The organism is Vibrio navarrensis (genome assembly GCF_000764325.1).
Lineage (GTDB): Bacteria > Pseudomonadota > Gammaproteobacteria > Enterobacterales > Vibrionaceae > Vibrio > Vibrio navarrensis.
Map to the genome: position 1 here is coordinate 1,055,360 of NZ_JMCG01000001.1, position 13,339 is coordinate 1,068,698.

Annotated in this window: 8 protein-coding genes and 1 pseudogene; 4 read left to right on the forward strand and 5 right to left on the reverse strand. The window is 47.2% G+C overall.

The window, feature by feature from the left end; all coding sequences use genetic code 11:
• Positions 1–132 precede the first annotated feature (132 nt).
• Positions 133–1,104, forward strand: coding sequence for a ferrochelatase (hemH, locus tag EA26_RS04815; RefSeq protein WP_039424761.1), 972 nt, complete (start codon positions 133–135; stop codon positions 1,102–1,104).
• A 54-nt stretch (positions 1,105–1,158) separates the two neighbouring features.
• Here the strand turns inward: hemH and EA26_RS04820 are convergent, their stop codons facing one another.
• A complete protein-coding gene (locus EA26_RS04820) occupies positions 1,159–2,547 on the reverse strand; it encodes a peptide MFS transporter (protein ID WP_039424763.1) in 1,389 nt (462 codons plus the stop codon).
• A 303-nt stretch (positions 2,548–2,850) separates the two neighbouring features.
• Between EA26_RS04820 and rfaH the strand changes: the two genes are divergently transcribed.
• A complete protein-coding gene (gene rfaH, locus EA26_RS04825) occupies positions 2,851–3,354 on the forward strand; it encodes a transcription/translation regulatory transformer protein RfaH (protein WP_039424764.1) in 504 nt (167 codons plus the stop codon).
• Between the two features lie 73 nt (positions 3,355–3,427).
• Here the strand turns inward: rfaH and asnB are convergent, their stop codons facing one another.
• The 4 genes and pseudogenes from asnB to nagA form a co-directional block, all read right to left on the reverse strand.
• Positions 3,428–5,098, reverse strand: a complete 1,671-nt coding sequence (gene asnB / locus EA26_RS04830; protein WP_039424766.1) for an asparagine synthase B — start codon at positions 5,096–5,098, stop codon at positions 3,428–3,430.
• A gap of 215 nt (positions 5,099–5,313) precedes the next feature.
• A pseudogene (locus EA26_RS04835) lies at positions 5,314–6,904 on the reverse strand (cation:proton antiporter domain-containing protein).
• A gap of 89 nt (positions 6,905–6,993) precedes the next feature.
• Positions 6,994–8,208, reverse strand: coding sequence for a DNA-binding transcriptional regulator NagC (gene nagC, locus EA26_RS04840; RefSeq protein WP_039424769.1), 1,215 nt, complete (start codon positions 8,206–8,208; stop codon positions 6,994–6,996).
• 2 nt (positions 8,209–8,210) lie between these two features.
• Complete coding sequence (gene nagA, locus EA26_RS04845) at positions 8,211–9,347, reverse strand: N-acetylglucosamine-6-phosphate deacetylase (RefSeq protein ID WP_039424771.1); 1,137 nt, start codon at positions 9,345–9,347, stop codon at positions 8,211–8,213.
• Positions 9,348–9,840: 493 nt separating this feature from the next.
• On the opposite strand from nagA, the gene nagE reads away from it, so the two are divergent.
• Positions 9,841–11,337, forward strand: coding sequence for an N-acetylglucosamine-specific PTS transporter subunit IIBC (gene nagE / locus EA26_RS04850; protein ID WP_039424774.1), 1,497 nt, complete (start codon positions 9,841–9,843; stop codon positions 11,335–11,337).
• Positions 11,338–11,563: 226 nt separating this feature from the next.
• On the forward strand, positions 11,564–13,234 hold the full coding sequence (glnS, locus tag EA26_RS04855) for a glutamine--tRNA ligase (protein ID WP_039424777.1): 1,671 nt from the start codon (positions 11,564–11,566) through the stop codon (positions 13,232–13,234).
• The last annotated feature ends 105 nt before the right edge of the window (positions 13,235–13,339 follow it).

Genomic DNA, 13,339 nt, shown 5'->3' on the forward strand with positions numbered 1-13,339 from the left:
TTTATTATGATTCATCAGTGAGTTACCTCATTTTAACCGTGAGGTGGGCGAATGACACTTCGAGGGCGTTCGCTTTGATCGATGAATTCATATTGCCGTATAAAACTCCTCAGCCATTATCGTAGAGACGCTATGAACAACACAAAAAAACACGGAGTGCTTTTAGTTAACCTTGGAACTCCAGATCACGCGACCGCACCAGCCGTGAAACGCTTTTTGAGTCAATTCTTGCATGATAAACGTGTCGTTGATATGAGCCGCTGGCTGTGGTGCCCGATTCTCCATGGCATCATTTTGCCCATCCGCTCACCCAAAGTGGCCAAGTTGTATCAATCGGTCTGGATGGAAGAGGGCTCTCCCTTAATGGTTTACTCGCAGCAGCAAAAACAAGCTTTGCAAGCGCGTATGGGGTTGCCAGTTGAGCTGGGCATGAGTTATGGCAACCCTAGCATATCTACCGGAATAAGCCGGCTAATGGAACAAGGAGTGGAGCAGATAACGGTGTTACCTCTGTACCCGCAATATTCTGCGACCACCACGGCAGCGGCTTTCGATGCGCTCAGTAAAGCACTCGCTAAAATGGCGCTGCTACCCAGCATTCATTTTGTGCGCGACTATCACAACCACCCCAGTTACATCCGAGCTCTCGCTCAGTCGGTGCGTCAATCTTGGCAGGAAAATGGTCGCGGAGACTACTTGCTCTGCTCTTATCACGGCATTCCGAAACGCTACGCCGACAACGGCGATATTTACCCGCAACACTGCGAAATGACGACAGAGCTTCTGCGTTTGGAGTTGGGGTTGACCAAAGAGCAGATAGGTTTGACGTATCAATCTCGTTTTGGTCGAGAGGAGTGGTTACAACCCTATACGGACAAAACCCTAGAAGCGCTTCCAGGGAGAGGGGTTAAAACCTTGGATGTCTTGACTCCGGCTTTTTCCGTAGACTGCTTGGAAACTTTAGAAGAGATTTCAGAACAAGGAAAAGAGAGCTTTCTTCATGCGGGCGGTGAGCGCTTTACCTATATTCCTTGCCTAAATGCGGAAGAGGCACATATTGAGATGATGGTAGAGCTGCTCAATCTACCCAATTCGCAAGTATAGCGGACAAAACAATAAGGCCACGGAATGTGGCCTTAGTTTTAGTGGGAAAAGCGATTACGCAATAGAAACTTGCTGTTCTTCAAGCTGTTCAGCGTTGCTGCTGGTGGTTTCCGCACCATGCATCCAACGCACTAAGGTATTTGAAAACAGCAGCAGAATGGTACCGGAAATCGTCGCTGTCACGGCGATGCCGCTGAAAATCGCCATCGCTCCAAGTTCTCCAACGTGTGAGCCGACGTAGCCTGCGACGTAGTTGGCAATCGCGTTACAACCAAACCACGCACCCATCATTAAGGAAGCGAGGCGTAGAGGTGCCAGTTTTGTGACCAAAGACAGACCAATCGGTGACAGACAAAGCTCGCCCAATGTATGGAAAAAGAAAGCACCCACCAACCAGAGCATCGACGTTTTCACGCTGGTATCGCCTCCTTGTTCAATCACAGCGCCGACCATACATAAGAAGCCTAACGCTAGGAAGAACATCGCCAAGGCAAATTTCTTCGGTGAGTTCGGCTCTCGTTTACCCATTTTTACCCACAATACAGCCAAGAGCGGAGCCAAGGTAATGATGAAAAACGGGTTCAGTGACTGGAACCAAGCCGCGGGCACTTCAAAGCTGCCGATCATACGGTCAGTATATTGCTGGGTATAAATGTTCATCAGGCCACCGGCTTGTTCAAAGCCGACCCAAAAGACAATGGTAAAGAGGCTCATGACGAGGATCACTTTAATCCGATCCGCCTCTTCTTTGGTCAACGGCTCTTTACGTGCCGACTGCTTGTTCTTAAGATCGCGCTTTGCTGCAGGTTCACGACCAATATCACCTAACCAAGATTGGGCAAAGGTCATTTGCATCGCTAAGCTAATCAGCATACCAATGCCCGCAGCGACAAATCCCGCTTTCCAGCCAAAAGATTCGGTGACAGAACCAGACACCACGCCTGCAATCAAGGCGCCAAGGTTGATGCCCATGTAGAAAATAGTGAACGCTCCATCGCGGCGGTTATCCCCTTCGCGATAAAGATAGCCAACCATCGTCGAGATATTCGGTTTGAATAAACCGTTACCTGAAATCAGTAAACCCAAGCCGAGGTAAAAAGTATGCAGCTCGCTAAAACCGAGCACATCTGCCGGGAGAGCCAGAGTAAATTGGCCAATTGCCATCAGCGCTCCGCCGATTAAAATCGAGCGTCGTTGCCCCAAGAAATTGTCAGCCAAATAGCCACCAATCAGAGGGGTAATGTACACCAGCCCGGTGTAGATGCCGTACAGATCCAGCGCGTCTTTCGTGCTCCAGCCCATACCACCGTTTATCGTTGCATCAGTGAGATAAAGTACCAAAATGGCACGCATCGCGTAGTAAGAGAAACGTTCCCACAGTTCGGTGCCGAAAAGTAAAAATAGGCCACGAGGATGGCCGAAATATTGGTGTTGTGTTGACATAAATTAAGCTATTTCAAATCATTAAAATTTTTATTGGGGATAACGTATACCTCCGGTTAACTTTTTATACAAATGCTAAAAAATGAACAAAAACAAAATATCAATTGGCAATTGACTGTAAATAAAGAGGTTTGTTGTTTTTTGTTGCGGTAGTTTATGTGCTACAAACTAAAATTTCATTTTTGAGAAGAAATCTTTACATTTATTGGACAACGTACACGGATTGGCGAGTTATAAGCTGGCCCTTTACGTTTATGAAAGCGATAATGGTAAGATACGAAAAAATACAGATGGCTAGTTAGAATGAAACGTTGGTACTTACTCTACTGTAAGCGCGGAGAGCAACTGCGCGCTAAGCAGCATTTGGAAAATCAGGGAGTGGAGTGTTTCTACCCTACAATAGTGGTCGAGAAAATTTTGCGTGGCAAAAGGCAGAAAAAAAGTGAACCTCTTTTTCCGTCTTATATTTTTGTCCGATTTGATTTTGAGCTTGGCCCTACCTTCACCACGGTTCGTTCAACCCGCGGGGTAGTCGATTTTGTCCGATTTGGCGCTCAACCGAAAGAGTTGCAGGGTGATCTCATCTTTGAACTTAAAGAGCATCAGAAAGAGAATGACGTGTGCGTCGAAGCTAAATCGTTACCACGTCCAGGTGCGTCGATTCGAGTTAAGAAAGGTCAGTTTGCCGGCATTGATGCGATTTTCCAAGAACAAGACGGCGAAACGCGGTCAATCATGCTGGTGAAAATGATCTCCCAAGTGGTGCCAGTGAGCATCAGTAACAGTGATCTTGAGCTGGGTTGTTAACCCTAAATGACGACCTGCACGCTAAAAATAAGCAAACTAAAAAACAAGGCACCACGAGGGTGCCTTGTTGGTCTTAGCCTTTGTAAGCGTCGTTATGTACGTTTTTCACGGCACGACCCGATGGGTCAACGCAGTTTTTAAACGACTCATCCCACTCGATCGCTTTTGCTGAAGAACAAGCAACCGATGGGCCGCCAGGAACACATTCTGCCGCTGAAGCGAGCGGGAACAGCTCCTCAAAGATTTCGCGATACACGTAACCTTCTTTGGTGGTCGGCGTGTTGTATGGGAAGCGGAACTTCGCCGTTTCCATCTGCTGGTCAGTGACTTTGGCTTCCGCTGTCTCTTTCAGTGTGTCGATCCAGCTGTAGCCCACGCCGTCAGAAAACTGTTCTTTTTGACGCCATGCGATTGAATCGGGTAGATAGTGTTGGAAGCACTCACGCAAAATGTGCTTCTCCATCTTACCGTTGCCACACATTTTATCGGCAGGGTTGAGACGCATCGCCACATCAATGAACTCTTTGTCCAAGAATGGAACGCGACCTTCGACACCCCAGGCCGCTAGCGATTTGTTGGCGCGAGCACAGTCAAACATGTTAAGCGCTAACAGTTTACGCACGGTCTCTTCATGAAACTCTTTGGCGTTTGGTGCTTTGTGGAAGTAGAGATAGCCACCAAAAATCTCGTCAGCCCCTTCGCCAGAAAGAACCATTTTGATCCCCATTGCTTTAATTTTTCTGCCCATCAAAAACATGGGTGTTGAAGCACGGATGGTGGTCACGTCGTAGGTTTCAATATGGTAAATTACATCACGGATTGCGTCCAAACCCTCTTGGATGGTGTAAGTCATCTCATGATGGACGGTACCAATCTTGTTGGCGACTTCTCGTGCAGCTTTAAGATCAGGGGCACCTTCTAAGCCAATCGCAAATGAGTGCAGTTGCGGCCACCAAGCTTCAGATTGTTCGTCATCTTCGATGCGCATTGCCGCAAATCGTTTTGCAATTGCCGAGGTGACTGATGAGTCTAAACCGCCAGACAGAAGTACCCCATAAGGAACATCGGTCATGAGTTGACGTTTGACCGCCGCTTCCAGAGCTTCGGTCAACTCTTCTTTGCTGCTCACATTGTTTTCAACCGCTGCGTATTCGTTCCAGTCACGAATGTAGTAGCGTTGTGGGCCAGAATCAGTTGAGCTGTAGTAGCTACCAGGAGGAAACTCGCTCAAAGTTTTACATACAGGGACTAGTGCTTTCATCTCTGAGGCGACGTAGTAGTTGCCATGTTCGTCATGCCCTTGATACAAAGGGATAATGCCAATATGGTCACGGCCAATCAGGTATTGATCTTTCTCTTCGTCGTAAAGCACAAAGGCAAAGATGCCATTGAGCTCTTCCAGTAGATCAGCCCCCATGTCTTGGTACAAGGCCAAAATCACTTCACAGTCTGAGTCGGTTTGGAACTCGTACTTACCTTCGTAGCGAGCGCGGATCTCTTTGTGGTTGTAAATTTCACCGTTAACCGCAAGGATGAGTTTTTTGTCTGGGCTGTAAAGTGGTTGGGCGCCGCTGTTGAGGCCGACGATGGCCAAGCGCTCGTGCGCCAAAATAGCGCGCTCAGACGCGTAAATACCAGACCAATCTGGGCCACGGTGGCGAAGTTTTTTCGACATCTCTAGCGCGATCGGGCGAAGCGCGGCTGCATCACTTTTTATATCTAAAATGCCAAATACTGAACACATACAACATCCTTTTCAAACTGAATATTTTTTAACGGTATGAGGTCAATTTGCCATCCTAATCAAAAAAAGCAACTCTTCTTGATAAAAAAGATAAGCAAAAAGCGATTGTGGTGAATTTTTTTTAACAAAAACGCTCAAATAGTAAATGAAATTCTGCTTTTGCTTAAAATGTCAACAAAAAGCCCTCATCAAGAGGGCTAATCGAGAGGTCACAATTACTTGTTGGCGGTGAACTGAGGTTTAAGTTGCTGGCAAACATGGCGCGCAAAACCGCTACCGGCTTCGTTGTAGATGTTAAACGCAGCATCGACCCCACTTTCCTCAAGCACTTGCAGTTGGTCGCTATATTCTGCGATTGCCGCGATTTGCCCAGAGTAGCGGCGACGTTTGAGTTGGGCGAGTGCAGTCTGGTTACCTTGGTGGTGTGGCATCGCCAGTAACACCAATTTCACATTGGTGGTGTCGAGTATCCTTTCCCAGAAATCGGGATCGGTGGCGTCACCTGCGATGACATTGCGCCCCTCTTCACGGTGCCGCTCGGCGGCGTCATCGCGAACTTCAACCCCAAGACAGATTTTGCCATAGCGTGCGTGTAGTTCGTCGTAAGCCCCAGTGCCGATGCGCCCCATCCCCAAGATCAAAACTTGCGCATGCCCCGGGTTGATCAGTTGGTCACGCTGATTCAGTTTCTCTGCCGCATGCTCTTGTAACCACTTACCCGAGTGAAGGTAGATTTGGTGGCCCATTTTGCTAAGCGGCGCGGCCAAAATGAATGAGAGGGAGACGGCGACAGCCAAGGCGACCAGAATATCGCTCGACATCCAGCCCATTTTATACGCTAGGCCGCCAACAATCAGACCAAATTCGCTGTAGTTAAACAGCGCCAGCGAAGCGAGCAGGGATGTACGCACGCGGAACTTGAAATAGTTGATGGTTAGGAAATAGAGCAAGCCTTTGAGCGGCAAAAGCAGCAGCATCAAAAGAGCAAGTGAGACGCCGGAGAGACTGATGGATGCCGATAAGCCGATGTTGAGAAAGAAACAGACTAGGAACAGCTCTTTCATATTGAATAGTGATTTGGATAGCTCGGATGCTTTGGTATGACCGGCAAGTAGCATCCCAAGGATCAAAGCGCCTAAATCCGGTTTCATGCCGACAAATTCGAACAGCCCTGCGCCTGCAACGAGGGCGAAGAATATACCAAACAGCACCAGCATTTCACCGTGACCAACCCAGTCAAGTATTTTGTAGAATACTGGGCGCAGCAGGGGGAGAGCAAATAAGGCAATGGCATACCAATGGGGCAGTTTACCCGTCGATGCGGTGAGAAAAATGACCGCAAAAATGTCCTGCATGACCAAAATGCCGATGGCTAAGGTGCCATAGGTCGCATTCATTTCCCCTTTCTCTTGCAGCGACTTCACCGCAAACACGGTACTCGAGAAAGAAAGGGCAAACGCGAGTAGCACAATGTGCTCTGTCGTCATGCCAGCGAGTGAAGTAACGCCGAGCAACTTTAAGGCAAGAAAAGCGGGGGAGAGAATAGCGCAGTCGATAAAAGATTATGTACGGTTGCGCCAGCCCAGATCTCTCGAGAGAGCAGGGTTTTAATCTCCAGTTTGAGGCCGATAGTGAACAGCAACAACGTTACGCCAAGATCGGCTAAGGTGCTAATGGTGTCATTACTCTCAAAACCAAAAAATGCAGAACGAAGCCAGCGAGTAGAAAGCCAACTAGCGGCGGAAGTTTGCACTTAAGGGCGATGAACCCGGCAAAGAAAGCGGTGGTGATCAGTATCAGTTCCATAGGGTTCGTACTTGTTCCTGAAAAATAAAAGGGCCGTGTAACCACAGCCCAGTATTGTAACCTATGTGACTAATTGAATCACAGCGAGATCAATCACCTAACAATTTTTGTAACAAAACACCATTGAGCATAGCGCGTTTGATCATGGCAAAGGCGCCCATGGTGGGTTGCTTATCAATGAGTGAGGCCACGATGGGTAAGCCACTGTGGAAGGTTTTCAGCGATTGATTTTCGACATTGCGCTGAATGGCGGGGAACAGGATTTCTTGTGCCGCGGTAATGTCGCCAGCGATAACAATTTTCTGCGGGTTAAACAGGTTGACAGTGATGGCGATCGCCTTACCAAGCTGATTGCCTACGCGGACCAGACTCTGTTTTGCCAGTTCATCGCCCTGTAACGCATGTGTACAGACGTCTTGAATCGTGATCTGCTCTAATTCTGATAGGGAGGATTCATAGCCTTGCGCGAGCAGTTTTTTTACTCTCTGCACAATCGCTGGGTTGGCTGCAACGGTTTCCAAGCAGCCAAAGTTACCACATTGACACTGTTCGCCCAGAGGATCGATCTGGATATGGCCGATTTCACCGACGTTGCGGTTAAAGCCTAAAAATACCTGACCGTTGACGATAATGCCTGAACCTGTTCCTCGGTGGACACTGACCAAAATGGAATCCTGACAATCTTGACTGGCGCCGAAATAATGTTCAGCCAGCGCCATGCCGCGCACGTCGTTGCCGACAAAGCACTCGATGCCAAATTTTTCACGTACAATTTCACCCAGCGCGAGGTTGTCGATATCGGTATTTGGCATGTATTCCACCACGCCTGTGGTTGGGTTAACCAAGCCGGGCAAAGTAATACCGATGGCAATCAGTTGGTCTATTCTATCTAGGCAACTGTTGATGAAATCTTTGAGTAGGGCAATGAGTCCCTCAATCAGGTCAGATTGGTTTTTGTAGCGTAAATCATGCTGATCTTTCGCAAGTTCTGTTCCGCCTAAATCGTACAAACAGAACTGTACGTAATCTCGACCTAGCCGAACAGCAACAGAGTGGAATGGTTTCACTTCCGTGGTGAGGGAGATGGCTCTTCTTCCCCCGGTTGAAGCTTGTTGAGCGACCTCTTTGATGAGGCCGCGCTCAAGCAGTTGGCGGGTGATTTTGGTGACGCTCGCTGGGGCAAGTTGGCTTACATCTGCCACCTGTATCCTAGAGATAGGTCCTTGTTGATCAATCAATCGATATACAGCAGCGCTGTTCAACTGCTTTACTAAATCTACGTTACCTATCTGTCCGCCATTCATGCCTAATTTTGCTCGTATTGTCCGTTAACAACCGTCGCTTTAACCTTGAAGTCTCTATCAAAAATCGCCAAGTTAGCGATCATGCCTTTCTTAATACGACCTAGGCGATCATCTACACCAATTGCTTTTGCCGGATAGAGGGTTGCCATGCGCAGAGCTTCATCTAAAGCGATTCCAACGTGTTCAACCGTATTTTGTACCGCTTCGATCATGGTTAAAGCTGAACCGCCGAGTGTGCCATTTTCATCAACACACTTACCATCTCGGTAATATACTTTCTTGCCGACAAAAATAAAGTAATCCATGTCAGCGCCTGCTGGAGCTGTGGCATCGGTCACTAATACTAGTTTTTCCCCTTTGATCTTGTGCGCAATTCGGATGTTGGCGTAATCGACGTGAAAGCCATCTGCGATGATACCTGCATAAACATCTGGGGTGTCGTAGATCGCGCCGACTACGCCGGGTTCTCGTCCGACCATCGGGGTCATAGCATTGAATAAGTGGGTGGCGAAGGTTATTCCAGCTTCAAAGCCCTTACGTGCTTCTGTGTAAGTGGCATTGGTGTGGCCAATTGACACCACGATCCCTGCTTGGGTGAGCTTTTCGATGTGCTCAGGAGCGTTGAGCTCTGGTGCTAAAGTGACTTTGGCGACAACGTCCGCGTTGGCACAGATAAAGTCGATCATCTCGTTGTCTGAATTGCGGATGTAATCGACGCTATGGATGCCCTTTTTCATGACATTCAAATAAGGCCCTTCAAGGTGCAAACCCAGCGACTGGTTTTGGTACTGAGCGTGGTAGTCGCGAGCGGCCGTGATTGCAGCACGCATGTCCGCATCAGAGGAGGTGATCAGAGTCGGTAGGAAGCTGGTGCAGCCAGATTTCAGATTGGCTTTATGCATAATTTGCATGGTGTCCGCGGTGATTTCATCATTGAGCATTACACCGCCGCAGCCGTTTAATTGCAGATCGATAAAACCTGGGCTGACGTTCGCGCCTGCGAGATCTTTCTGTTCGATCTCTTGCGGCAATTCACTGGTGGGTAAAACAGCTTTGATTAAACCGTTGTCGATGATAAGTGCATGTTCAGACAGAACATCACTTCCTGTATAAATTTTACAGTTAGTTAGCGCATACATGGTCAGCTAATCCTTATCAAATTGAGATTGAAATTCGGTCACTACTGGCATCTTTCTTTTAGGTTTACACCGATAATCAGAGACTTACTTTGTATCGCTGAATTAGCCAGTAATGTTGCAACAGCAAGCTGGTCTCGAGCAAATGGGTAAAGTGATAACGGGCTATAAAGCTAGGATGTGCTTGGTTATATTGGTTGTTTTTCTACACGAAGTTACTAGTTATATCTAGTCACTTATCCTATTTGAATCCGTTGGTTTCACATGAGACGCAGTAGAATTTTACCGCGTAATCGTCATTTTTTTGAATGATAAAATAAGTTTTATGATCTCGCTAGCAAAATCCTTTTTGAAGGGCAAAAACTGGTGATTATGATCACAAACAATGAGGTTTTAATTTGCGGAGCAAAATTAATGTCATAAACTGAACAGGACTAAATTGGATGACTAAAAAAAGTCGACCGAAAAAATGAAAATCCTATAGGGGGAACTTAAGGTGAATATTCTTGGATACTTTCAAAAAGTAGGCAAGGCATTGATGGTACCTGTTGCCACATTGCCAGCCGCTGCAATATTAATGGGTATAGGTTACTGGTTAGACCCAACGGGTTGGGGCGCAAACAGTGCTGTTGCTGCATTTATGATTAAAGCGGGTGCCGCGATCATTGATAACATGTCGGTGCTTTTCGCCATCGGTGTTGCTTATGGTATGTCGAAAGATAAAGATGGCGCTGCCGCACTGGCAGGTTTTGTCGGTTATACCGTTATTACCACTCTTCTCAGCCCTGGAGCTGTTGAAGCGATTGGTTTGGTGGCAATTGATGACCCTGAAACCAAACTGGCTTTTGCTAAAGTAGGTAACCAGTTTATCGGTATTCTTTCTGGTATTGTTGCGGCAGAACTTTACAACCGTTACTACCAAGTTGAACTGCCTAAAGCACTGGCCTTCTTCTCAGGTAAGCGCTTAGTCCCAATCTTGACCTCTTTTGCCGGTATTCTGCTCTCTTTCGTTCTAATGTACCTATGGCCAGTGATTTTCTCCGGTCTGATCCACTTTGGTGAAAGCATCACAGGTTTAGGCGAAGTGGGTTCTGGTCTGTATGGCTTCTTCAACCGTCTACTGATCCCGGTTGGTCTTCACCACGCACTGAACTCGGTATTCTGGTTCGATATGGCAGGCATCAACGACTTAGGTAACTGGTGGACACCAAACGCAATTGAAAAAGGTGTCGGTGTTGTCGGCGAAACAGGTCGCTACATGGCTGGCTTCTTCCCTGTAATGATGTTCGGTTTGCCTGGTGCTGCTCTAGCTATCTACCACACAGCGAAACCAGAAAACAAAGCGAAAGTGGCTTCTATCATGATCGCGGCGGGCTTTGCATCATTCTTCACTGGTGTGACAGAGCCTCTAGAATTCTCGTTCATGTTCCTAGCTCCAGTACTTTACGTAGTACACGCAGCGCTAACTGGTATCTCGCTTTACATCGCTGACCTGATGAACTGGACCGCTGGTTTTGGTTTCTCTGCTGGTCTTGTGGATATGGTGTTGTCAGCGCAAAACCCACTAGCTAACAAGTGGTACATGCTGATTGTTCAAGGCTTCGTGTTCTTTGCTCTGTACTATGTCATTTTCCGCACTGCGATCGTGAAGTTTGGCCTGAAAACACCGGGTCGTGAAGATGATGAAGGTTCATCTGCTTCAAAAGTGACTGGTGCGAAAGAGTCTCACGCACTTGCAAAACAGTATCTAAAAGCATTGGGCGGCCATGAGAACCTCACAAACATTGATGCATGTATCACTCGTCTACGTTTGTCAGTTAAAGACATGAGCATCATTGATGAGAAGACACTAAAAGCGTTGGGTGCAATGGGTGTGGTCAAACTGGGTACCAATAACCTGCAAGTTATCCTTGGCCCTCTCGCAGAAATTGTTGCTGGTGAGATGAAAAACATCGGCGTGAACGAAGATCTATCAGAAGTCGTTCTACCGTAATCACCATTTACTACCAGTGATTTGAAGCCTCCTACGGGAGGCTTTTTTCTATTGTTCGCAGCTTTCTCCGCCAGTTGATGGCAAATAATCGCAATTAAGCGCGAGAACTTATTGTCTATTCGTGCAGAATTGTGGATCATTGACAGCAGTTTGCTCTGAATATATCTCCTTAATTCAGAGCTAAGTTTTCTCTGAACAATACTAAAACAAACTTGAGGTGCTTTAGATGAGTGAAGCTGATGCTCGTCCATCAAACTTTATTCGTCAGATCATTGATAAAGATCTGGCGGATGGCAAACATACGAGTGTGCATACACGATTCCCGCCGGAGCCAAACGGCTACCTGCACATCGGCCATGCAAAATCTATCTGTTTGAATTTTGGTATTGCTCAGGACTATCAGGGTAAGTGTAATCTTCGTTTTGATGATACTAACCCTGAGAAAGAAGACATCGAATACGTTGAGTCAATCAAGAATGATGTTAGCTGGTTAGGCTTCGAATGGGATGGTGAGATCTGCTATTCATCAAACTATTTCGACAAGCTTTACCAATATGCAGTGGAACTGATTAACAAAGGCTTAGCGTATGTTGATGAGCTAAGTCCTGAGCAGATCCGCGAATACCGTGGAACGCTGACTGAGCCTGGTAAACCAAGTCCTTACCGTGATCGTTCGGTGGAAGAAAACCTCGCGCTGTTTGAAAAAATGCGTGCTGGTGGTTTTGAAGAAGGCAAGGCGTGCTTGCGTGCCAAGATCGATATGGCCTCTTCCTTTATGGTGATGCGCGATCCGGTTTTGTATCGAGTACGTTTTGCTTCTCACCATCAAACGGGTGACAAGTGGTGTATCTATCCGATGTACGACTTTACCCACTGTATTTCGGATGCGTTGGAAGGGATCACCCACTCTATTTGTACGCTTGAGTTTATGGACAACCGTCGCTTGTACGACTGGGTACTGGAGAACATCACGATTGGCTGTCGCCCACATCAGTATGAGTTCAGCCGCCTGAATCTCGAATACACAGTGATGTCTAAGCGTAAACTCAATCAGTTGGTGACTGAGAAGTTGGTTAATGGTTGGGATGACCCACGTATGCCGACTATCTCTGGTTTGCGTCGTCGCGGCTTTACCCCAGCGTCAATTCGCGAGTTTTGCAAACGCATCGGTGTCACAAAGCAAGAGAACATGATCGAGTTCAGTTCACTGGAATCTTGTATCCGTGATGATTTGAACGAAAATGCGCCACGTGCGATGGCGGTATTGGATCCTGTGAAACTGGTGATCGAAAACTTCCCTGAAGGCGAAGTGGAAAATCTGCTGATTGCGAACCATCCAAACAAAGCCGAAATGGGCGAGCGTGAAGTACCATTCACACGTGAACTTTGGATTGAACGTGAAGACTTTCGTGAAGAAGCGAACAAAAAGTACAAGCGTTTGGTACTAGGTAAAGAAGTTCGTTTGCGTGGTGCCTACGTGATTCAAGCTGAGCGTGTTGAGAAAGACGCTGAGGGTAACATCACCACTATCTACTGTACTTACGATGCAGATACGTTGGGCAAAAACCCTGCAGATGGGCGTAAAGTGAAAGGTGTGATTCACTGGGTGTCAGCAGACAAAGGTGTACCCGCAGAGATCCGTCTATACGATCGCCTCTTTACGGTGCCAAATCCTGCCGCGGCAGACGATTTTGCCGCCACCATTAATCCAGAGTCACTGACTGTATTGAACGGTTTTGTCGAACCAAGCTTAGTCGAAGCGCAAGCGGAGAAAGGTTACCAGTTCGAGCGCATGGGCTACTTCTGCGCGGACAGCAAAGATTCGAGCAAAGAGCATTTAGTCTTTAACCGCACGGTTGGATTACGTGATACTTGGGCAAAGATTGACGCAGAATAAGTTCGTTATTCTGCAAGCATAATAAAAGACCAGCGCAATGCTGGTCTTTTAGTTTTAGTCTCAATGTGCTTAATAAAAGAGCCGACTTTTATTGGTCGGCTTTTA

Excerpts from the sequence above, each read along its gene's own strand:
- hemH (WP_039424761.1), top strand. The coding sequence starts at position 133 with ATGAACAACACAAAAAAACACGGAGTGCTTTTAGTTAACCTTGGAACT.
- EA26_RS04820 (WP_039424763.1), bottom strand. The coding sequence starts at position 2,547 with ATGTCAACACAACACCAATATTTCGGCCATCCTCGTGGCCTATTTTTA.
- rfaH (WP_039424764.1), top strand. The coding sequence starts at position 2,851 with ATGAAACGTTGGTACTTACTCTACTGTAAGCGCGGAGAGCAACTGCGC.
- asnB (WP_039424766.1), bottom strand. The coding sequence starts at position 5,098 with ATGTGTTCAGTATTTGGCATTTTAGATATAAAAAGTGATGCAGCCGCG.
- nagC (WP_039424769.1), bottom strand. The coding sequence starts at position 8,208 with ATGAATGGCGGACAGATAGGTAACGTAGATTTAGTAAAGCAGTTGAAC.
- nagA (WP_039424771.1), bottom strand. The coding sequence starts at position 9,347 with ATGTATGCGCTAACTAACTGTAAAATTTATACAGGAAGTGATGTTCTG.
- glnS (WP_039424777.1), top strand. The coding sequence starts at position 11,564 with ATGAGTGAAGCTGATGCTCGTCCATCAAACTTTATTCGTCAGATCATT.